The sequence below is a fragment of the Nocardia sp. NPDC055053 genome, from assembly GCF_053608285.1.
Window position 1 is genome coordinate 91,361 of sequence record NZ_JBSGVD010000012.1, and the last position, 20,812, is coordinate 112,172.

23 protein-coding genes are annotated in these 20,812 nt (G+C 69.7%); 10 read left to right on the plus strand and 13 right to left on the minus strand.

Annotation, left to right across the window (positions count from 1 at the left end):
* Positions 1-2 precede the first annotated feature (2 nt).
* Positions 3-401 (plus strand): helix-turn-helix domain-containing protein, encoded by a 399-nt coding sequence (locus tag ACWF82_RS15270; RefSeq protein ID WP_452501570.1) that lies wholly within the window; start codon positions 3-5, stop codon positions 399-401.
* Positions 402-485: 84 nt separating this feature from the next.
* Here ACWF82_RS15270 and ACWF82_RS15275 read toward each other — a convergent pair whose 3' ends face one another.
* Positions 486-1,076 (minus strand): TetR/AcrR family transcriptional regulator, encoded by a 591-nt coding sequence (locus ACWF82_RS15275; protein ID WP_379031780.1) that lies wholly within the window; start codon positions 1,074-1,076, stop codon positions 486-488.
* 69 nt (positions 1,077-1,145) lie between these two features.
* Here ACWF82_RS15275 and ACWF82_RS15280 point away from each other — a divergent pair, with 69 nt between their 5' ends.
* Genes ACWF82_RS15280 through ACWF82_RS15290 form a run of 3 tightly spaced genes read left to right on the plus strand, consistent with a single transcriptional unit; the run spans position 1,146 to position 4,407 of the window.
* Positions 1,146-2,099 carry a patatin-like phospholipase family protein gene (locus tag ACWF82_RS15280; RefSeq protein WP_452501572.1) on the plus strand — a complete coding sequence of 318 codons (954 nt, stop codon included), beginning with the start codon at positions 1,146-1,148 and terminating at the stop codon, positions 2,097-2,099.
* Positions 2,096-3,574 carry a flavin-containing monooxygenase gene (locus ACWF82_RS15285; RefSeq protein ID WP_452501574.1) on the plus strand — a complete coding sequence of 493 codons (1,479 nt, stop codon included), beginning with the start codon at positions 2,096-2,098 and terminating at the stop codon, positions 3,572-3,574. Before ACWF82_RS15280 ends, ACWF82_RS15285 begins: the two co-directional genes overlap by 4 nt.
* Complete coding sequence (locus tag ACWF82_RS15290; protein ID WP_452501575.1) at positions 3,571-4,407, plus strand: SDR family oxidoreductase; 837 nt, start codon at positions 3,571-3,573, stop codon at positions 4,405-4,407. The genes ACWF82_RS15285 and ACWF82_RS15290 overlap by 4 nt, the downstream gene beginning before the upstream one ends.
* A 29-nt stretch (positions 4,408-4,436) precedes the next feature.
* On the opposite strand, the gene ACWF82_RS15295 is transcribed toward ACWF82_RS15290, so the two are convergent.
* From ACWF82_RS15295 to ACWF82_RS15310, 4 genes are all read right to left on the minus strand, one after another.
* Positions 4,437-5,027, minus strand: a complete 591-nt coding sequence (locus ACWF82_RS15295; RefSeq protein WP_452501577.1) for a ClpP family protease — start codon at positions 5,025-5,027, stop codon at positions 4,437-4,439.
* A gap of 10 nt (positions 5,028-5,037) precedes the next feature.
* Complete coding sequence (locus ACWF82_RS15300) at positions 5,038-5,643, minus strand: ClpP family protease (protein WP_452501579.1); 606 nt, start codon at positions 5,641-5,643, stop codon at positions 5,038-5,040.
* Positions 5,644-5,790: 147 nt separating this feature from the next.
* Positions 5,791-8,382, minus strand: a complete 2,592-nt coding sequence (pepN, locus tag ACWF82_RS15305) for an aminopeptidase N (RefSeq protein ID WP_452501581.1) — start codon at positions 8,380-8,382, stop codon at positions 5,791-5,793.
* Positions 8,383-8,638: 256 nt separating this feature from the next.
* Complete coding sequence (locus tag ACWF82_RS15310; protein WP_452501583.1) at positions 8,639-9,586, minus strand: NADP-dependent oxidoreductase; 948 nt, start codon at positions 9,584-9,586, stop codon at positions 8,639-8,641.
* A gap of 70 nt (positions 9,587-9,656) precedes the next feature.
* Here ACWF82_RS15310 and ACWF82_RS15315 point away from each other — a divergent pair, with 70 nt between their 5' ends.
* Positions 9,657-10,613: a GlxA family transcriptional regulator gene (locus ACWF82_RS15315; protein ID WP_452501585.1), complete on the plus strand. Its 957-nt coding sequence runs from the start codon at positions 9,657-9,659 to the stop codon at positions 10,611-10,613.
* Positions 10,614-10,864: 251 nt separating this feature from the next.
* Entirely contained in the window at positions 10,865-11,701 is an 837-nt protein-coding gene (locus ACWF82_RS15320; RefSeq protein WP_452501587.1) for a phosphoribosylaminoimidazolesuccinocarboxamide synthase, read from the plus strand.
* 72 nt (positions 11,702-11,773) lie between these two features.
* On the opposite strand, the gene ACWF82_RS15325 is transcribed toward ACWF82_RS15320, so the two are convergent.
* Positions 11,774-12,130, minus strand: a complete 357-nt coding sequence (locus ACWF82_RS15325; protein WP_379030251.1) for a winged helix-turn-helix transcriptional regulator — start codon at positions 12,128-12,130, stop codon at positions 11,774-11,776.
* Positions 12,131-12,211: 81 nt separating this feature from the next.
* Here ACWF82_RS15325 and ACWF82_RS15330 point away from each other — a divergent pair, with 81 nt between their 5' ends.
* Positions 12,212-13,075, plus strand: a complete 864-nt coding sequence (locus ACWF82_RS15330; protein WP_452501589.1) for an NAD(P)-dependent oxidoreductase — start codon at positions 12,212-12,214, stop codon at positions 13,073-13,075.
* Positions 13,076-13,141: 66 nt separating this feature from the next.
* On the opposite strand, the gene ACWF82_RS15335 is transcribed toward ACWF82_RS15330, so the two are convergent.
* A complete protein-coding gene (locus tag ACWF82_RS15335) occupies positions 13,142-13,864 on the minus strand; it encodes an NAD(P)H-dependent oxidoreductase (protein ID WP_452501591.1) in 723 nt (240 codons plus the stop codon).
* A 125-nt stretch (positions 13,865-13,989) separates the two neighbouring features.
* Between ACWF82_RS15335 and ACWF82_RS15340 the strand changes: the two genes are divergently transcribed.
* Positions 13,990-14,931 (plus strand): AraC family transcriptional regulator, encoded by a 942-nt coding sequence (locus tag ACWF82_RS15340; RefSeq protein WP_452501593.1) that lies wholly within the window; start codon positions 13,990-13,992, stop codon positions 14,929-14,931.
* Here the strand turns inward: ACWF82_RS15340 and ACWF82_RS15345 are convergent, their stop codons facing one another.
* From ACWF82_RS15345 to ACWF82_RS15355, 3 genes are read right to left on the minus strand one after another with little or no spacing between them, the layout of a single operon-like run.
* The gene (locus tag ACWF82_RS15345; protein ID WP_452501595.1) at positions 14,932-15,363 is read right to left on the minus strand and encodes a nitroreductase family deazaflavin-dependent oxidoreductase; all 432 of its coding nucleotides are present in this window, start codon (positions 15,361-15,363) and stop codon (positions 14,932-14,934) included.
* A gap of 45 nt (positions 15,364-15,408) precedes the next feature.
* Positions 15,409-15,885 (minus strand): NUDIX domain-containing protein, encoded by a 477-nt coding sequence (locus ACWF82_RS15350; RefSeq protein ID WP_452501597.1) that lies wholly within the window; start codon positions 15,883-15,885, stop codon positions 15,409-15,411.
* A 25-nt stretch (positions 15,886-15,910) separates the two neighbouring features.
* Positions 15,911-16,321: a MarR family winged helix-turn-helix transcriptional regulator gene (locus ACWF82_RS15355; protein WP_452501599.1), complete on the minus strand. Its 411-nt coding sequence runs from the start codon at positions 16,319-16,321 to the stop codon at positions 15,911-15,913.
* Positions 16,322-16,378: 57 nt separating this feature from the next.
* On the opposite strand from ACWF82_RS15355, the gene ACWF82_RS15360 reads away from it, so the two are divergent.
* A complete protein-coding gene (locus ACWF82_RS15360; RefSeq protein WP_452501601.1) occupies positions 16,379-16,807 on the plus strand; it encodes a MarR family winged helix-turn-helix transcriptional regulator in 429 nt (142 codons plus the stop codon).
* 161 nt (positions 16,808-16,968) lie between these two features.
* On the opposite strand, the gene ACWF82_RS15365 is transcribed toward ACWF82_RS15360, so the two are convergent.
* The 3 genes from ACWF82_RS15365 to ACWF82_RS15375 form a co-directional block, all read right to left on the minus strand.
* Positions 16,969-18,267, minus strand: a complete 1,299-nt coding sequence (locus ACWF82_RS15365; protein ID WP_452501603.1) for an RNA polymerase sigma factor — start codon at positions 18,265-18,267, stop codon at positions 16,969-16,971.
* Complete coding sequence (locus ACWF82_RS15370) at positions 18,264-18,659, minus strand: YciI family protein (protein WP_452501605.1); 396 nt, start codon at positions 18,657-18,659, stop codon at positions 18,264-18,266. The genes ACWF82_RS15365 and ACWF82_RS15370 overlap by 4 nt, the downstream gene beginning before the upstream one ends.
* Before the next feature lie 106 nt (positions 18,660-18,765).
* On the minus strand, positions 18,766-19,986 hold the full coding sequence (locus ACWF82_RS15375; protein WP_452501607.1) for an NAD(P)/FAD-dependent oxidoreductase: 1,221 nt from the start codon (positions 19,984-19,986) through the stop codon (positions 18,766-18,768).
* A 150-nt stretch (positions 19,987-20,136) separates the two neighbouring features.
* Here ACWF82_RS15375 and ACWF82_RS15380 point away from each other — a divergent pair, with 150 nt between their 5' ends.
* Positions 20,137-20,781 carry a mycothiol-dependent nitroreductase Rv2466c family protein gene (locus ACWF82_RS15380; protein WP_452501609.1) on the plus strand — a complete coding sequence of 215 codons (645 nt, stop codon included), beginning with the start codon at positions 20,137-20,139 and terminating at the stop codon, positions 20,779-20,781.
* Positions 20,782-20,812 lie beyond the last annotated feature (31 nt).

Below are 20,812 nucleotides of genomic sequence, written 5' to 3' on the forward strand. Positions count from 1 at the left end.
GTATGGGCGAACACAACGGGTTGCGGGTGATTCCGGGCGGACGCGGCGAAGGGCGTCCCGAACCGCTGTGGCGTGAGGCCCTCGGTGATCGTCTACGCGCCCTGCGGCTGGAACAGCGCTCCACCCTCGTCGACACCGCGGGCCGGGCGGGGATCTCCCCGCAGTACCTGTCCGAGGTCGAACGTGGACGCAAGGAGCCGTCGAGCGAGATGATCGCGGCCCTCGCGGGTGCTCTCGGTACCTCGCTCAGCGACCTCGTCGCCCAGGTGGCGGAGTCCATGCGCCGACCGGCCGCGGCTCGCGCGGTCGTCCTCGGTGGTGATCGACGCATCGGTACTCAGATCCAGCCCGCCCCGGTGCAGACCTTCGTCGCCCCGAACGCCGTCCTGCTGGCGGCCTGACCCCGATCGGCTGGTTGTCTCGTCCGCGGGGTCCGAGCGCGTCCCACAGAGCCCAGGCCCGCGGGCAAGGGGAGACCAGGCGTGTCAGGCCGTCCGCACGGAATCGATCAGGCCGCGCAGCTGTTCGACGAGGGCGTTCACCGGCATCTCCGGGTCGATCGCGCGCTGTACACCGAGGCCGATGCCGAGCGAGAGTAGTTGCAGCGCGGCGTCTTCGGCGGAAATCGGCAGGTCGAAGCCCATCTCGTCGGCTTGTACCTGGATCAGCGAAGCCAGCACCGTGGTCATCGAGCGGCGGCGTGCGGCCAGTTCGGTGCGGACCTCGGGCATGTGCCGGGTGCTGGTCGCGAATTCGACTTCCAGCGCCGTCCAGCCGACGTCACCGATGTTCTGGTCGGCCCAGCGGGCGAATCCTTCGATCCGCTGCGCCATCGTGTCGTGCGGCAACACCGCGTCGGCGAGGGACTGCGCCCGCTCCACGTGCACGACATCGATCACGGCCAGGCCGAGTTCGTGCTTGGTCGCGAAGTTGGAGTAGACGGCGCCCTTGGAGAAGCCGGCCTCGGCGGCCACCTTCTCCAGTGAGGTCACGTTGTAGCCGTCGGCGAGGAACAGGCGCTTGGCGGTCTCCACCAAACGCTCGCGGGTGAGTGCGTGCGACTCCTTGCGCGTCATTCGGGCCACGACCGAAGTGTAGCAAGACTGGGGTACCGCTAGAACTCAAATACCGTTAGTATCCGAGTTATGACTACACGACGTGGCCTCGCCATCGGGTGCGGCGGTCTGCTCGGCTTCGCCTGGACCGCCGTCGCCCTCGACGCCGTCGAGCGCGCTCTCGACTGGGATGTCCGCACCGCTGACGTGCTGATCGGCACCTCGGCGGGTGCGGAGATCGTCGCCGCGCTCGGCTCCGGGCGCACCCCCGCTGATCTCCTCGCCGCCCTGGACGGCGCGCCGGACGCCGATCCGGTCCTCGCGCAGCACGTGGCCGTCGACCCCGGCACGATGCCGCCGCTGCCCGCGATCGGACTGCCCGGTCTCGGACTCGTCGGCGCCGGTGTGCGCAGCGGTTCGGTCTACACCGCGCTGGCCGGGCTGCTGCCGAAGGGCCGCGGCGACGCCAACTGGCTGCGCGCGTTCGGCCGGGCGCTGGCACCGCGCGGCGGCTGGGTCGATCATCCGGCCACCTGGCTGGTCGCCGCCGACCCCAGCTCCGGAGAGCGGGTCGCCTTCGGTTCGACGGACGCGCCGCATGTCGATCTCGGCTCGGCGATCGCCGCGTCGTGGGCGATCCCCGGCTGGTTCCCGCCGGTGTCGATCGACGGACGCGATTTCGTCGACGGTGGGGCGGTGTCCTCGGTGTCGGCTGATCTGCTGGCCCCGCTGTACCTCGACGAGGTGGTGGTCGTCGCGCCGATGACCTCGGCAGGTGGCGCACCGGCCACCGGCCTGAGCCGCGTCGAACGCCTGCTGCGCGCCCAGATGACCAGGGGGCTGGACCGCGAAGTGGCGTTGCTGCGCGCCGCCGGTACCCGGGTGATCCGGGTCGAGCCCGGCCCCGCCGAACTCGCGGTGATGGGCCCCAATTTCATGGATTCCGCCCGGCGGCAGGCCACGATCGCCGCCGCCCGCCGCATCCTCCCCGGCCGGGTCGCCGACGCGGTCCGGGTTTCTGTCGTCGAAGGAGAAATCGTATGAGCCACCACGAAGTGGTCGTGATCGGTGCGGGCATCTCGGGCATCTGCGCCGCGATCAAGCTCGCCGAGGCCGGTGTCGAGGATGTGCTGATCGTAGAGAAGGCCGAGACCTTCGGCGGCACCTGGCGCGCCAACACCTACCCGGGCTGCGCCTGCGACGTGCCATCGGGCCTGTACTCGTTCTCGTTCGCGCCCAACAGCGAGTGGTCGCGGCTGTTCGCGACCCAGCCCGAGATCCTCGCCTACGTCGACCGCGTCGCGCGCGAGAACGGTCTCGCCGACCGCACCCGTTTCGGTGTGCAGGTGCTCGGTGCGCACTGGGACGAGGCCGACCGGGTATGGCGGCTCGAGACCGGCGACGGCGAGCTCACCGCCCGCTTCGTCGTCTCGGCCGCCGGACCATGGAACGAGCCGCGCGTCCCCGAGATCCCCGGCCTGGCCGATTTCCCCGGCGAGGTGTTCCATTCCGCGCGCTGGAATCACGACTACGACCTGCGCGGCAAGCGCGTCGCCGTGGTGGGGACCGGGGCGTCGGCGGTGCAGTTCGTGCCGGAGATCCAGAAGGACGTCGCCGCGCTGCACCTGTTCCAGCGGACCGCGCAGTGGGTGCTGCCCAAGCTCGACCACCCGGTGCCCGGCCTCGAGAAGCGGTTCATGCGCCGGGTGCCGTTCGCGCACAAGGCATTGCGCTCGGTGGAGTACACGCTGATGGAGGGTCTCGGCGTCGCGTTCCGCAATCCGCGCCCGCTGATGCAGACGGTGCAGTCGGTGGGCTCGGCGTATCTGCGTGCGGTGGTGCGTGATCCGCGGCTGCGGGCCAAGCTCACCCCCGACTACCTGCTCGGCTGCAAGCGAATCCTGTTCTCCAACAGCTACCTCCAGTCGCTGACCAAGGACAACGTCGACGTCCACGCCACCGCCGTCGCCGAGTTCCGCGGCAACACGGTGGTCGGCGCGGACGGCAGCACCGCCGAGGTCGACGCCGTCATCCTCGGCACCGGCTTCCACATCCTCGACACCCCCCTGGCCGACATCGTGCGCGGCGCCGACGGGCGGACCATGGCCGAGCACTGGCAGGGCTCGCCCGAGGCTTACCTGGGCACGGTCACCACCGGTTTCCCCAACGCGTTCACCGTGCTCGGCCCCAGCCTCGGCACCGGCCACTCCTCGGCCTTCGCCATCCTCGAGGCCCAGGTCGACTTCCTGGTCTCGGCAATCGCGAGCGCGCGGCGGCAGGGGTGGGCGATCCTGGATGTGCGACCGGAGGTCCAGGCCCGCTATGTCGACCAGGTGCAGTCCGCGCTGGAGGGCACCGTCTACAACGCGGGCGGCTGCCAGAGCTACTACCTGGATGCCAACGGCCGCAACAGTTTCAGCTGGCCCTGGTCCACCGGCGAGCTGACCCGCCGGGTCAGCGCCTTCGACCCCGACGACTTCACCATCACCACCGACGACGAGATGGCGGTACCGGCATGAGTTACCCACGAATCGACCTGGACGGGGCGCTGGTCGCGATCACCGGTGCCGCACGCGGCATCGGCCTCGCCACCGCGGCGGCCTTCGCGGCCAAGGGCGCCTACGTCGCGCTCGGTGATCTCGACGAGGCGCTGGCGGTGCAGGCCGCCGACGAGATCGGCATCCGGGCCATGGGCCACGTCCTCGACGTCACCGACAAGGACTCGTACGCGGCGTTTCTCGCCGCGGCCGCCAAGTGGCGCGGCGCACCGCTGGACGTGCTGGTGAACAACGCGGGCGTGATGCCCAACGGCGCGTTCCTCGCGCAGTCCGACCGGATCGACCAGCTCACCATGGACGTCAATGTCTACGGCGTCATCCACGGTATGCGCCTTGCCCTGCCCGGCATGGTCGAGCGCGGTTACGGCCACGTCGTGAACGTGGCCTCGCTGGCGGGCAAGTTCCCGATCAAGGGTCTGGCCGTCTACAACGCCAGCAAGTTCGCCGTGGTCGGGCTGACCGCGGCGACCAGGCTGGAGATGGACGCGACCGGGGTCAGCGTGAGCGCGGTGCTCCCGTCGGCGGTGCGCACCGAACTCAGCTCCGGGATCGACTACGGCATCCTGCCCGCCGTCGACCCCGAGGACATCGCCGCCGCCGTGGTCCGCACGGTGAAAACCAGGTCCGCCGAGACCGCGGTGCCGTCCTACGTCGGTCTGGCGGCCAACGCGTCCGGGCTGGTGCCGGAAGCGGTCATGCGAGTCTTCCGCAAGGCCGCCAACGACGACGCCGCGATCACCCGGGTCGACGACGGCGTGCGCCGCGCCTACCTGGATCGCATCGAAAAACAGTGACGCACCGCTGAATCGGGTAGCCCGGGCGTTCACTCCCGTTCGTGCAGCACCTGGTCGACCAGGCCGTATTCGAGCGCGGTGGCGGCGGTGAACACCCGGTCCCGATCGGTATCGCGGCGCAGGGTTTCCGGCGTCTGACCGGTGTGCTTGGACAGGATCGCCTCGATCGCCGCGCGCATCCGGACGATCTCGTCGGCCTGCAGGATCAGGTCAGGGATGGTGCCCTGGCCGCGAGTCGCCGGCTGATGCAACACGATCCGGGTGTGCGGGAGCATCGAACGATGACCCGCCGCGCCGCCTGCCAGCAGGACGGCGCCCACCGCGATGGCCTGGCCGACGCAGGTGGTGTGCACGGGTGCCTTGATGAAACTCATGGTGTCGTAGACGGCGAGCATCGCCGACAGATCGCCGCCCTCGCAGTTGATGTAGAGGCTGATCGGCTGGCCGGGGCTGTCCGATTCCAGGTGCAGCAGCTGGGCGATGAGCGCGTTGGCGACACCGGAGTCGATGGGTGTGCCCAGGTAGACGATGCGCTCGCTGAGCAGATGCGAGTAGATATCGGTGATCCGCTCACCACCGCGATGCTGAGATACGACATTCGGGATTGTGTAACTGGTCACGATGACTCCTCTATGCCGTGATGCCGATGCGGTGACGGTTGGGGACGACCTGGTCGAACGATTCGACGATGTGGTCGATGAAGCCGTACTCGAGCGCTTGGGTCGCGGTGAACCAGCGGTCGTGCAGGGAGTCCTCGTAGACGCGGTCGAAGGGCTGGCCGGTGTCGGCGGCGATCAGGCCGAGCACGGTGTCGACGGTGTAGCGCAGATCATCGGCCTGCACCTCGACCTCTACCGCGCTGCCACCGATACCCGCCGAGCCTTGGTGCATCAGGACGCGCGCGTGCGGCAGGGCGAAACGGCGTCCCGGCGTACCCGAGGACAGCAGGAACTGTCCTGCGCTGCATGCCAATCCGAGCGCGAGTGTGGACACCTCACACGGGACCAGCCGCATGACGTCGCGAATCGCGAGCATCGACGGCACCGAACCGCCGGGGGAGTGGATCCACAGCGAGATCGGCGCCTCGGGCGATTGCGCCGCGAGGGTCAGCAGCTGCGTGATGAGCAGCGTGCCGTTGTCGTCGTCGAGCGGGCCGTCGAGCACGAGGATCCGGCGGCCGAACAGTTGTTCGCGGGCCCGCCAGCTGAACATCGGAGTCTTGTCGTCGTGTGCCATGCGTCCACGGTGCCTCGCGTGCACCGTGATTCGCCGCTTCTGCTGCTTCCAGCAGATCTGCTCACAGCAGCGACACACAGGCCTGGGTTCGGACAGCGCGAAGGCCCGGCGCGGCGAGCTCGCAGCACCGGGCCCTCGGGCGACCGATTACTTGGCGTCGAATTCCCGTGCGCGCAGGGAACGTTCGATGCCGGCCCGGCCCTCGGAGACCAGGCGGTACAGGGCGGGCGGGTGGTCGCCTGCCAGGAACTCGTCGGCCTTGGCGACGGCGTCCTCGGTGATCGCCCAGTGCGGGTACAGGCCGATGACGACGGTCTGGGCGACCTCGCTCGAGCGGCGCTCCCAGACGGCCGGGATCTCGGCGAAGTACTTGTCCACGTACGGGGCGAGCAGCTCGCCCTGACCGGCGGGCGCGAAGCCGCCGACGATGGCGCGGGCGGTGATGTTGGGCACCGAGTCGTCGCCCATCACCGTCGCCCAGGCCCGCTCCTTCACCTCGGCGATCGGGCGGGCGGTGGCTGCCGCGGCGGCCTGGCGCTTGCCCGCCGCCGTCGGGTCGCCCGCCAGCTCGGCGTCGATGGTCGGCGAGTCGACGCCGTCGGCGTCGATCTGCCCGGCCGCCGCCAGCGCGGTGATGATGCGCCAGCGCAGGTCGGTGTCGACGGTGAGCCCGGGCAGCCCGGCCACGGCCGGATCGCCGTCGAGCAGTCGCGCCAGCACGCCGGTGTGGCGCGGCGCGAGCAATGCCCCGGTCAGCGCGTTGACAAAGGCGAGCTGATGATCCGAGCCGGCCTCGGCTTCGCGGGCCAGCTCGAGCAGCCGGTCGGCGAAACCGGGCCAGCCCTCCTGCTCGGCCCACACCGGATCGGCGTAGCTGGAGATGGCGGTGGCGGCCTGCATGAGCAGACGCTGCACCACGCCGATCTCGGACTCCGCGCCGATCCCGCGCTGCACCAGCGCGACGAAATCGCGGGCCTTCATCTCGGCCTGGCGGGTCATCTCCCAGGCCGCCGACCAGGCCAGCGTCCGCGGCAGCGAATCGGCGATGTCACCGATGCGCTGCACGACCACGTCGAGCGAGTCAGGGTCGAGGCGCAGCGAGCAGTAGGTGAGGTCGTCGTCGTTGACCAGCACCAGCTTTCCGCGCGGGACGCCGGCCAGCTCGGGTACCTCGGTGCGGCCGGTCGCGTCGAGGTCGAGCTCGGCGCGGTGGGTGCGCACCAGCTTGCCGTCGACATCGTCGTAGACGCCGACCGCGATCCGGTGCACGCGGTGCTCACCGGCACCCGGCTCGGCGCCCTCCTGCACCACGGCGAAACTCGAGAACGTGCCGTCCGGCGCGACGAGGAAGTCGGGACGCAGGATGTTGAGGCCGGTGGTCTTGAGCCACTGCGCGCCCCAGCTCGACAGGTCGCGGCCCGACGCCTTCTCCAGCGCGGCCAGCAGATCGTCGAAAGTGGCGTTGCCGTAGGCGTGTTCGGCGAAGTAGTCCCGCAGACCGGCCAGGAACGGCTGCAACCCGACGTAGGCGACGAGCTGCTTGAGCACCGAGGCGCCCTTGGCGTAGGTGATGCCGTCGAAGTTGACCTCCACCGCGTGCAGGTCGGGGATGTCGGCGGCGATCGGGTGCGTCGAGGGCAGCTGGTCCTGGCGGTAGGCCCAGGACTTCTCCACATTGGCGAAAGTGGTCCAGGCACTGGTGTATTCGGTGGCCTCGGCCTGGCACAGCACCGAGGCGAAGGTCGCGAACGACTCGTTCAGCCACAGGTCGTCCCACCACTTCATGGTGACCAGGTCGCCGAACCACATGTGCGCCATCTCGTGCAGCACGGTCTCGGCGCGGCGCTCGTAGGACGCGCGGGTCACCTTGGACCGGAAGACGTAATCCTCGAGGAAGGTGACCGCGCCCGCGTTCTCCATCGCGCCCGCGTTGAACTCCGGCACGAACAGCTGGTCGTACTTGCCGAAGGCGTACGGCACGCCGAAGTTGTCGTGGTAGAAGGCGAAACCCTGCTTGGTCTCGGTGAACAGGCGCTCGGCATCCATGTGCTCGGCGAGCGAGGCGCGGCAGAACAGGCCGAGCGGGATCTCGCCGTGGCTGTCGGTGTAGGAATCGGTCCACGTCGCGTACGGACCGGCGATCATGGCGACCAGGTAGGTGCTCATCTTCGGGGTGGTCGCGAAGGTGTGCCGCACGACCGCGCCGACCTTGTGCTCCTCGGTGGTCGCGCCGTTGGAGACGACCCGCCAGTCACCGGGTGCGGTGGCGACGATGTCGAAGGTCGCCTTGAGATCGGGCTGGTCGAAGCAGGCGAACATCCGCTTGGCATCGGCGGTCTCGAACTGCGAGTACAGGTAGACGTTGTCGTCGGTCGGGTCGACGAAGCGGTGCAGGCCCTCGCCGGTGTGCGAGTACTCGCAGTCGGCCTCGACGACGAGCTCGTTGGTCTCGGCCAGATCGGTCAGCGTGATCCCGGTCGACTCGTCGTAGTCGCTCACATCCAGCGGCGTGCCGTTGAGCACGGCCGAACGCACCCGCGGCGCCACCAGATCGATGAAGGTGCTCGCGCCGGGAGTGGCGGTGAAGGTGACGACGGTCTTCGAACCGAAGGTGTCCGACACTTCCGAACCCGCGCCTCGCGGCTGGTCGGTGAGGTCGAGTTCGATCCGATAGTTCTGCACGGCCACGGTCGCGGCGCGTTCGACCGCCTGGTCGCGGGTGAGATTCGGGGCGGACATAGATCTCCTTCGTCGTCGACGAACACGGCACGGTTGCGCGTTCCGGTCTGCACCGGTGCGCACATCAGCGTCAACAATGCCACTTGCCGTCGACCCCCGCTCACGAGTTTCCGGCCTCTCCGCCACCACGTGCCCTGGGTCACCGCCACCGCCACCGCCGGATGCCCGGGGTCGCCGCCACCGCATGCCCGGGGTCGGCGCCACCGCATGCCCGGGGTCGGCGCCGCCGCGCACCTGGTCGGCGGCGCCCACCTGGTCAGGGCACGGTGACCACGAGTTTTCCGAGCGTCCGGTCCGTCTCGCCGAGCGCGTGCGCCTTCGCCGCTTCGGCGAGCGGGAACACCCCGGCGATGGTCGGCGTCAGCTCGCCCGACGCGAGCAGTTCGGCGACGGCGCGCATCCCGGCATGATCGGCCTCGACGAGCAACGCGGCGAAGCGGACGCCCTGCCGGGCTGCCTCGGCGGGCAGGTCGGACCCGTTGCGCGCCAGGATGCTGACGAGCAGTCCGCCGGGGCGCAGTGTCGGTAGCGACCGGCGGCTGTTCTCCTCGCCGAGGGTGTCCAGCACCACGTCGACATCGCCGACCACCTCGGCGAAATCGACCTCCCGGTAGTCGATCAGCTCGTCGGCGCCGAGCGAGCGCAGGTGCTCGTGCTTGGCCGCGCTCGCCGTCCCGATGACATACGCGCCCCGCGACTTCGCGATCTGCACCGCGAGATGGCCGACCCCGCCCGCGGCCGCGTGGATCAGCACCCGCTGTCCCGCTTGGATATTCGCGGTGTCGACCAGGGCCTGCCAGGCGGTGAGCGCGGCGAGCGGCGTGGCACCGGCCACGATGTGGTCGACGTTGTCCGGCTTGCGGGCGAAGGCGCGCGCGGGCCCGACGACGTATTCGGCCAGCGATCCGTGCCCGTGCGGGTAGGGCAGCATGCCGAACACCTCGTCGCCGGGCTCGAACAGGGTGACGCCGTAACCGACGGCCTCGACGACGCCGGAGACATCCCAGCCGAGCACGAAAGGCGGTGCGGGCAGGAACAATCCAGGGAGGGCGCGATGCTTCCAGTCCGTCGGGTTGAGTCCGACCGCGTGGACGCGGACGAGTAGCTGACTCGGGCCGGGGGTGGGGCGGGGGAGTTCGATCTCGCGCAGGACCTCGGGTCCGCCGAGAGTGTCCTGGCTGATGGCGCGCATGGTGTCGGTCATGGGGTCAACGGTGCCGGGTGCGCGGCGTCAGGGAAATGGCAGAGAAGTCATCATCCGATAGAATCGTGCCATGCATCGCGTGGTGGTTCTGGCTCTCGACGGCGTGTATCCGTTCGAACTCGGTACGCCGCAGCGGGTCTTCGGCACCCTCGACGACCGCTACGAGGTGCTCACCTGTTCCGTCGACGCCCGGCCGGTGCGGACCTGCGCCGACTTCCGGATCACGGTCGAGCACGGGCCCGAGTTGCTGGCCACCGCCGACACCGTGGTGGTTCCCGCGTGCGATACCGCCGAGGCTCGCGCCGGGCTGAGCGAGGTGACCCTGGGCGCGCTCGCGCAGATACGGCCCGGCACCCGGATCGTGTCGATCTGCACCGGAGCGTTCGTGCTCGCCGCGGCGGGCCTGCTCGACGGGCGACCCGCGACCACGCACTGGCGCATGGCCGACTCGTTCCGCCGCCACTTCCCGCGGGTGTGGCTCGACCCGGACGTCCTGTTCGTCGACGACGGCGACGTCCTGACCTCGGCGGGCGCGGCCTCCGGCGTCGACCTGTGCCTGCACATCGTGCGCGCCGATCACGGCAGCGCGGTGGCCAACCACGTGGCCCGCCGGTGCGTGGTGCCGCCGTGGCGCGAGGGCGGGCAGGCGCAGTACATCGACCAGCCCGTCCCCGATCCCGCGATCGCGAGCACCGCCGCGACCCGGCACTGGGCGCTCGAACATCTCGAGCTTCCGCTCACCATGGCGGAGCTGGCCGCGCACGCGCGAATGAGTCAGCGCACCTTCGCGCGCCGGTTCGTCGACGAAGTGGGGATGAGTCCCGGTCGCTGGCTCACTCAGCAGCGAGTGGCCAGGGCCAGGCACTTGCTCGAGGCCAGCGAACTGTCGGTCGAGCAGATCGCCGGCCGCGTCGGCTTCGCGACCGGTGCCTCACTGCGCCAGCACTTCCAGGTGGCGGTCGGCGTCGCCCCGCTGGCCTACCGCCGCACCTTCCGCCTCGCCGATGGCGAGCGTGCGACTGCCTGACCGGCCACCCGACGGACCTGCGGCCGGTCCGGATGCGCACCGGTGACCGCCATCGCGGCGGAGCTGCGGCCAGGCCGGGCACGCGCCCGCGACCGCCACCGCGGCGCACCGTGGCCTGGGTGAGAGCGCGCTGCACCGGAATGTGACCGCCCTCGCGTCGTGGTGACCAGGTCGGATTCGGTACCACGAGCGGCCGGTACAGTCCTTACATACCGAGTATGTAAGCCCATCCAGGATTCGGAGGCTCGACGTTGAAGCATGTGCACGCCGGGAAAGTTCGTGACCTCTACGAGGACGGCGACACCCTGCTGCTGGTTGCCTCGGACCGCGTGTCGGTCTACGACGTGGTGCTGCCGACGCCGATTCCGGAGAAGGGCGCGCTGCTGACCCAGCTGTCGAACTGGTGGTTCGAGTACTTCACCGGCATCCCCAACCATGTGGTCTCCGCGACCGATGTGCCCGCCGAGTTCGCCGGGCGCGGTATCAGGGTCAAGCCGCTGAAGATGGTGCAGGTCGAGTGCATCGCGCGCGGGTACCTGACCGGGTCGGGGCTCAAGGAGTACCAGCAGTCCGGGACCGTGTCGGGCATCGCGCTGCCGCCGGGGCTGCGTGACGGTGACAAGCTGCCCGAGCCGATCTTCACCCCGTCCACCAAGGCCGCCGAGGGGCACGACGAGGCGATCAGCTTCGCCGACGTGGTGAACCAGGAGGGCCGTGAGGTCGCCGAGAAGCTGCGTGACCTGACCCTCGAGATCTACTCGCGCGGCGCCGAGCATGCCGCGAAGGCAGGCGTGATCGTCGCCGATACGAAGGTCGAATTCGGCTGGGACGGTGACGTGCTCACCCTCGGCGACGAGGTGTTCACCTCCGACTCCTCGCGCTTCTGGCCCGCCGACGAGTGGGAGCCGGGCCGCGCGCAGCGTTCCTTCGACAAGCAGTTCGTGCGCGACTGGTCGACCTCCACCGGGTGGAACAAGGAGTACCCGGGTCCGGAGATCCCCGCCGACGTGGTCGAGGCGACCCGGCGCAAGTACGAAGAGGCCTACGAGCGCATCACCGGCAACACCTGGCAGGGCATCCAGGGCTGATGCCCGCGCGGCACCGGGGCGATGCACCGGCGCCGCATCCGCGCGATGGCCGACCGGACCACGGTCGGCGCGTCAGTGCACCGGCGCGAGAACGCCTTTGACCTCGCAGATGTGGTCCATGTTCGCGTTGCCCCACGCGCCGAGCGTGACGAGCGCCGCGTTCAGCGATACCCCGAGGTCGGTGAGTGAGTACTCCACCTTCGGGGGCACCTGCGCGTAGATCTCGCGGTGGACGATCCCATCGTGCTCCAGCTCGCGCAACTGCTGGATCAGCATCTTCTCGGTCACCCCGGGCACCATCCGCTTGAGGTCGCCGAAGCGCTGGGTGCCGGTCGACAGTGCCCACAGGATCAGGGCTTTCCACTTGCCGCCGACGACGTCGAGCGCGGCATCGATCCCGCACGAGTACGGACGCTCTCGCTGCTTCATGTTCGCCTTACTTACTTTTTGGTGAGTATTGGACTTGATAGTCGGTACTTGTGCAGTGTATCGCTACCGGCGAACCTAGGAGTGCGTTGCCGAGGTGGCGACGAGAGCTTCGAACCAAGGGGAAACATGACCAACTCGGTGACGGCACAGCGGGTTTCGGTGCTCGGTCTCGGTGCGATGGGCTCCGCCCTGGCGCAGGCGCTGCTGACCGGCGGCCATCAGGTGACGGTGTGGAATCGCACCGCGGCGCGGGCCGAGCCGCTGGTGGCGCAGGGCGCGGTGCTCGCGGCGAGCTCCGCCGAGGCGCTGGCCGCGGCCGATCTGGTGATCCTGTGCGTGCTCGACGACGCGGCGGTGCGCGAGCACATCGAGCCGGTCGCGGCGCTACTGCGCGGGCACACGGTGGTGAACCTGACCACCACGACACCGGAACAGGCGCGGGCACTGGGCCGCTGGGCCGCGGACAACGAGGTCGAACTGATCGATGGCGGCATCATGGCGGTGCCGTCGATGATCGGCGGGCCCGGCGCGTTCGTGCTGTACAGCGGCGCGACCGCGGCCTTCGATCGGTACCGCCCGGTGCTCGAACTGTTCGGGCGGGCCGATTTCGTCGGCGCGGATCCCGGCGCGGCGGCGATGTACGACGTGTCGATCCTGGGCGGTATGTACGCGATGTTCGCCGCGTTCCAGCAGGGCGGCGCGATGGTCCGCACCACGGGTGGCACCGCCGCGCAGCTGGCCGCGCTGATGGCCCCGTTCCTCCAGGCCATGGCGACCCTGCTCGCCCAGCACGCGCCCGGCATCGACACCCCGGCGGAGTACGCGCAGGAACAGAGCGACGAATTCACCGCCGCCGCCATCGATCTGATCGACAAGGCGGCCGTCGAATCCGGCAACCCCACCGAACTCTTCGGCGTGCTGCGACGCATGCTCACTGGACTGTGAGCGTGTCCGCTCTCCGGGGGCCCCGACCGCGCGGTGACGGTGACGGTCACCGCGCGGGGCAGGGGCTCAGGCGTCGACCAGGTTCGCCGCGAGGAAGTCGTCGACGAAACCTTCGGCCGTCGCGTCGAACGCGGCGTAGTGGGCGGTGCGGGCGTCGCCACTGATCGCCTCGCCGATGATCAGATTGCCCTCGGCGTCCAGGGTCTGCGGCTGTTCCTCGGCGTCGGGGAGCAGGCCGACCCGGGAGTCGGCGAAACCGCTGTAGTAGGCCAGACCCGCGCTGAGCTGGGCCTCCAGCAACTGCTGCATGCCGGGGAGGATCTCGTCGCCCGCGGTCGCGCCCGCGAGGCCGAGCCACAGGATGCGCTTGCCCGCCAGGCGCGGCTTGCTGCGGCCGTAGGCGAATCCGTAGTTCCAGACGCTGTCGATCCAGCCCTTGAGCGTCGCGGGCACGCTCTGCCAGTAGACCGGGAAGACCACCACCACGACCTCGGCGGCCAGCAGACGCCGCATGTGCGCCTCGGTCCCTGCGGCGTACCGCTTGTCGCGGTTGCCCCAGTCCGGCTGGTCGGCCACGGTCATCCGCGGGTCGAAGTTCTCGGCGTGCAGATCCAGGAAGTCGATCGTGTACCCGGCGGCGGTGAGCCGGGCGGCCGCTCGGCGCGCGATATGGGCGGACAGCGAGTCGGCGCGGTGGTGGGCGAGCACGACAAGCGCTGTGCGAGAGCCTGATTCGGGCTGATTCGACGCGGTGGTGGTCGGCACGGTGGTGGAGGGCGACTGCGACACGGTGGGCTCCCTGTTCGATCGTGAAGTGGGACGGTGTGCCCCGTGTCTTCGAGTTAACCGTGGTTTGTGTGGACGATCTATGGGCGATCATCTCCAGTTGATAGGAGTTCGTCTACGCTGGTGGCATGGACCCGTTGAGTTCGCTGCTGAGTGGCATCCGCGCCGACGGCTCGGTCGTCGCCCATGCCGTGCTGCGCGCACCGTGGACGATCCGCTTCGCCGATCGAGCGCCGCTGATCATGGTGTGCGTGCTGCACGGCGGCGGCACCCTGGTGCTCGCCGACGGGTCGCGCACCCGGCTCGGCGCGGGCGATACGGCGTTGGTGCAGGCCGGTGAACCGTTCCAGTTCAACGATACCGAGGTCGCGACCGATCAGCCGCTCACCGAGTACGAGCTGTCCTGTTTCGTGCCGGACGGGTTCGGCCGGATGTCGTGTGCCACACCGGAATTGACCGAGGAGATCCCCGAAACGGGTGCGCCGGGGGAGACCTCGCTGATCGTCGGCGCCTATCGCGCCTCGGGCAGGCGGCACGAACGCCTGCTGCGCGCCCTGCCGCCGGTGATGGTGGTCGCCGCCGACAGCGATGTGTGCGCCTGGCTCGAGGAATCCGCCGCCGAGGCGGTCCGGCACAGCGCGGGCTCGCAGGCCATGATGGATCGCCTGCTGGACTGGATGCTGGTCTGCAACCTGCGCACCTGGCTCGCCGAGCAGCAGCACTGCGCGCCCGCCTGGTATCGCGGGATGGCCGATCCGGTGGTCGGCCCGGCACTGGAGGCCATCCACGCCAAGCCTTTCGAGCGGTGGACGGTCGCGAGCCTGGCCGCCGAGGCCGCCGTGTCGCGGGCGCTGTTCGCCAAGCGGTTCACCGAGGTGATCGGGGAACCGCCGCTGACCTACCTCACCGAATGGCGGATGGCCGAGGCGGAGGAACTGCTCGCCGATCCCGCGCGCAGCGTCGCCCAGGTGGCGACCACCGTGGGCTACTCCGACGCGTTCGGGTTCAGCGCGGCCTTCAAGCGCTCGCGGGGCAGCAGCCCGACGGAGTTCCGCGCCGCTCTCGTCTGATCAGGTTCGCGGGGTGAGCAGCACCAGCGGGATCTCCCTGGTGGTCTTGGTCTGGTAGTCGCCGTAACCCTTGTATCCCTTGACGACCCGGGGCCACAGCTTCACCCGTTCCTCGGGGGTGGCGATGTGGGCCGTCATCGGCCGGGTCGGGCCGGTCTGCAACGACACCTCGACGTCCGGGTTGTCGCGCAGGTTCAGGAACCAGGCCGGGTGGGTCGGGTCGCCGCCACGGGAGGCAACGACGACGATCGTGTCACCGTCGATGACCGGCGCGGTCAGCATCACCTTGCGCGGTTCGCCGGATTTGCGGCCGATCGTGGTCAGTTCGAGGGAGGGCATCCCGAAGATGCGGTTGCCGATGCGGCCCCCGCTGAGGGCGAGCAGGACGCGGTGGCCGGCGTTCATGATCTTCAGCTGCAGGTCGCTGGGCATGACCGCAATGTACTCCGTCGAGGTAATCGCCCGGCGTGCCCGGCGTCAGCCCAGGTGGTCGGTGAGACGGGTGAGAAAAGGGCGCTGACCTTTCCCGAGTTTGTCCTCGGCGGTGGCCGGATCGAACCAGGCCGCGCGGTCGATTTCGGGGAACACTCCGGTGCGGCCGGAGCGCGGCGGCCATTCCATCTCGAACGTGCCGGGGACTACCTCGGCCGGATCGAGCTCGCCCTCGACGGCCCACACGGTGACGGTCTTGCGCCTGCCGCCGCTGCCGTAGCGCACCTCACCGAGGTCGATCCAGTCGCCCTCGGGGACCGGGAGGCCGAGCTCCTCGGTGAACTCCCTGGCCGCGGCCAGGCGCGCCGATTCCTCGTCGGGGACGTACTCGCCCTTGGGAATCGACCACGCCGAGGAGTCCTTCTTCGCCCACAGCGGGCCGCCCATGTGTCCGAGCAGAACCTCGATCCCGGCGCCGCGGCGGCGGTAGACCAGGACACCCGCACTGAATACATCCGTCACGACTGCGAGTCTGCCAGGACCGCTGTCAGTCGAGTCCATCGACGAACCGGCCGAGCAGGCGGGCGAACGCGGCGCGGTCGGTGCCGGACCAGCCGGTCATCGCGCGGTCGAAGGCGTCGCGACGCCGGTCGTGCGCCCGATCCAGCAGGTTTCGGCCGTGCTCGGTGAGCACGAGCAGCGAACGCCTGCCGTCGGTCTGGTCGGCGACGCGGTGCAGGTAGCCGGCGGTGACGGCGGCGGCGACGAGCTTGCTGGCGCGCGGCTGATCCACGGCCAGCGCGGTCGCGACCGTGGACACGGTCGGCTCGGTCGCGGCCTCGACCACATCGAGCACGTCGAAGGCCTGTCCGCTCGGTTCGTCCGCCGCCAGGGTGCGCCGGGTTTGGCGCCGCCGGATGGCGATCATCGCCCGTTCGATCCGCTCGACCTCGTCCACGGGATCATGCTACCGTCGAACATATACATGTAAAAGAACATGTAACTGTCATAGTGCATGAAAGAGTGGATGATGACCGAACGCAGGCTGATCGGTTACCAGGTCAAACGCCTGGACCAGCTCATCGAGGCGACCTTCGACCGGGCGGTCGAGAGCGTCGGGATGTCGCGGCGCGAGTGGCAGACGCTCAACACGATCGTCGGCGATCCCGCCGCCGACCTGGTCGACGCGCTGCGGCCCTTCTGGACGGCCGACGGCGAGTCGATCGCCGATGTCACCGCCGCCCTGATCGCACGTGGGTGGATCACCCGCGACCCCGACGGCCGGTATGCCGCTACGGACGCGGGGGTGGCAGCGCACGGGACCGCGGCCCGCGCGGTGGGCGTCGTCCGCCGACAGCTGGCGGACGGCATCACCGATGCCGAATTCGCCACGCTCACCACCACTCTCGCGCGAATGATCGCGAACCTCGAACCAGCCGGTTGACCCGTTCCCGGCCTCGGCGCGTTGAACTTGCCGGCACCGACGCCCTCGCGCGTGGGTGCGAGCAGACGTCGAGATGTGAGCTGGCGGGCGCTCACTCACGATTTCGGCGTTGGCGAACATTCGCGCTCACCGGCACGTCCAGCGACGGTCGCGCGGCGAGTTCACTGGGCTGGCGTGGCCTTGCCGGAGTTCGGGCCGACGACTTTCTCGATGCCGGGCTGTTCGGGTGGACGCAAGCGAATCGCCGATACGGCCTCGCCCGAACGCAGGCGGGCGGCGCGGAGCAGTAGGTAGTCGCGCTCCGGCACGCTTGCCGTCTTCTTGGCGGCCAGCTGATAGTGCGCGACGGCAGCGGCGTCATCGCCCGCCATCTCGTGCAGGTGCCCGCGCACCGCGGCGAGCCGGTGGGAGCGGGCCAGCGGCTCCGCGACGGAGTCGGCCACGGTGAGTCCGGCCGCGGGGCCGTGCGCCATGGCGGTCGCCACGGCCCGGTTCAGGGTGACCATCGGGTTCGGGTCGGAACGCTCGATCATGGTGTAGAGCAGCAGGATTCGAGCCCAATCGGTGTCCTCGACCCGAGCTGCCTGCGCGTGCAGGCCCGCGATCGCGGCCTGGATCTGATACCTGCCGGACAGGCCGGCGGGCATGGTCGCGGTGAGCAGGCGCAGTCCCTCGGTGATCTGGGCGCGGTCCCAGCGCGAGCGGTCCTGTTCGTGCAGGGGGATCAGCTCGCCGTGCGGACCGGAGCGGGCGGCGCGCCGGGCATCGGTGAGCAGCATCAGCGCGAGCAGGGCGGTGACCTCGGTGTTCGCGGGCAGCAGGGTGTGCAGCGAGCGGGTCAGCCGGATCGCCTCGGCGGAGAGGTCACCCCGGCGCAGTCCGGCGCCGGAACTGCTGGTGTGCCCTTCGGTGAAGATCACGTACAGCACTTGCAGCACCGCGCTCACGCGCGCGCTGTCGTTCGCGCCGTCGGCGAACGGGCGCTCGGTCTCCGCGAGCCGCCGCTTGGCGCGGGAAATGCGTTGCGCCATGGTCGCTTCCGGGACCAGGAAAGCGGCGGCGATCTCGCCGGTGCTCAGGCCGCCGACCGCGCGCAGGGTCAACGCGATCGCGCCGGCGGGCGGCAGATCGGGATGGCAGCACAGAAAGTACATGTCGAGGGTGTCGTCGCGCCCGGTCGCCTCTACGGGCACATCGCGGACGAAAACCGTTGTCTCCCTGCGCCGCCGCGCGACCTCGGCGCGCACGGCGTCGGCCATCCGGCGCTGCGCCACCTGGATCAGCCAGCCGCGCGGATTGCCCGGCAGGCCGTCGGCACGCCACTGCGTCGCCGCCGCGAGCAGCGCGTCCTGCACGGCGTCCTCGGCCAGGTCGAAATCGCCGAACCGGCGGACCAGTACGCCGAGGACCTGCGGGGCGAGCTCGCGCAGCAGGTCCTCGGTGCGCGGGGCTCGGCTCACTCGGCAGGCGCGCTCATGATCTGGCGCACCTCGATGTACTCGCCGAGCGGCTTGCCGCCAGGGCCGGGTGCGGCCGAGGCCTGCGCGGCGATCTCGATCGCGCGTTCGGGGGAGTCGACGTCGACGATCCAATAGCCAGCCAGGAACTCCTTGGTCTCGGGAAATGGCCCGTCGGCCACCACCGGCGCCGAGCTGCCGTCGGAGCTCACGATCAGTGCCTGCTCTGGACCGGCCAGGCCCTGGGCGTCGACGAGCTCGCCCGCGGCGGCGAGCTGTTCACCCAGCGCCCGCTGGAAATCGATGTGGGCGGCGATGTCCTCGGGCGCCCATTCCGGCAGCGGGGTGCTGCAGTACGCGGCGTCGGAATACGTCTTGACCAGCATGTACTTCATCGGAACTCTCCTGGTTTCGGTGGCGCCATCCTGGCACCCTCGAGGCATGGTCGGAGCCGATGCGCACCGTTCGACACATCGGTTCCCCCGATTGATGTGACCTGCCTCACAAAGGAATGTCGGAATTGGCCAGCCGGTCCGGATCGACCGGCTCGCCCGCCAGGATCAGCTGCTTGATCCGCTCGGTCACGTCCCACACGTTGACGTTCATGCCCGCGCGCACCCGGTTCTGCGGGTCGAGCCAGAACGCGACGAACTCGCGCTCGGCCTGGTCGCCGCGCACCACCACGCGCACGTCGTCGTCACGGCCGACATAGCCGGTGTACTCCATGCCGACGTCGTACTGATCGCTGAAGAAGTACGGAAGCCGGTCGTAGGACGCGGATTTGCCCAGCATGGTCAGCGCGGCCACCGCGGGCTGGTTGAGCGCGGTGGCCCAGTGCTCGACGCGCACGCGCCGGTTCAGCAGCGGATGTTCCTGCTCGGCGATGTCGCCGACCGCGACCACATCCGGGTCGCTCGTGCGCAGACCCGCGTCGACCAGCACGCCGCCGTCGGCCGCGAGTCCGGCCGCGAGCGCCGCCTCGATATTGGGCTGGGCGCCGACCGCGACCAGCACCGCCTCCGTGGGGATCACGGTGCCGTCGCCGAGCTGCACGCCGGTGGCGTTGCCGTCGTCGGTCAGGATCGTGTCGACCTTGGTTCCGGTCCGCAGGTCGACGCCGTGCGCGCGGTGCAGCTCGGCGTAGAACGCGCCCATCTCCGGGCCGAGCGCGCCGATCAGGGGCAGCTCGGCCGCCTCCAGCACGGTCACCTCGACCTGTCTGGCCCGTGCCTGCGCCGCGACCTCGAGGCCGATCCAGCCACCTCCGATGATCACCAGCGTGCGGTGCGTCCGCAGGATCTGGGCGAGCACATCCGAATCGCCGATCGTGCGCAAGGTGTACACATTCCGCGCGTCGGCGCCGGGAATGGGCAGCGTGCGCGGGCGCGAACCGGTGGCCAGCGCCAGCTTGTCGTAGCTCAACGTGGATTCGTCGGGCAGCGTCACCGTGTGGGCGCGCGGGTCGAACGCCGTCGCGGTGGTGCCCAGCCGCAGGTCGATGTGATGATCGCGGTACCAGGAACCCTGGTCGACGGTGAAATCGGGCAACTGCTGGGTGCCCGCCAGATGCTGTTTGGACAGGGGCGGCCGCTCATAGGGCAGCTCCTCCTCGGCGGCCAGCACCGTCACCCGGCCGTCGAAGTCGTTGGCGCGCAGAGCCTCGGCGAGCTTGGCTGCACCGAGTCCGCCGCCGATGACGACGAAATGCTGATTCGAGCTCATGAACGGACTCCTTCTCGCGGACGACCGGGACTCCTCGCCGTCGAGCCTAGTGCGCGAGATCACCGCGAGGGAACGATTCCGGGCGTGGCGCGGTTGCACCAACCGGCGGGGCGTTGCGACCTGCCCACTGTGACTCGAGAGGAAGGCTCCGTGAGCGATCAAGCCACGAAGGACGTCGTCGATTTCTGGTTCGACCCGCTGTGCCCCTGGTGCTGGATCACGTCCCGCTGGATTCTGGAAGTGGAGAAGGTGCGCGACATCGAGGCGCGCTTCCACGTGATGAGCCTGTCGGTGCTCAACGAGGACAAGGACGATCTGCCCGAACGTTACGTCGACCTGATGGCCGCGGGCTGGGGCCCGGTCCGGGTCGCGATCGCCGCCGCCGAGAAGGCGGGCCAGGAGGTCCTCTCGCCGCTCTACACCGCGCTGGGCACCCGCATCCACGAGCGCAGGGACGAATTCGAGCGCGAGACCGCCCAGGAAACCTTCGCCGCGATCGTGGCCGACGCCCTCGCCGAGCTCGACCTGCCCGCCGAACTCGCCGATGCCGCCACCAGCACCGAGTTCGACGAGGCGCTGCGGGAGAGCCACCACGCGGGGATGGACAAGGTCGGCCCCGATGTCGGCACGCCGACGATCCACGTCAACGGGGTCGCGTTCTTCGGTCCCGTGCTCTCGCGCATCCCGCGCGGCGATGACGCTGGCCGCGTGTGGGACGGCGTGGTCGCGCTGGCTTCCTACCCGCACTTCTTCGAACTCAAGCGCACCCGCACCGAAGACCCGGTGTTCGACTGAAGAATGAAAAGGTGGGGTGCCCGGCCGGCAC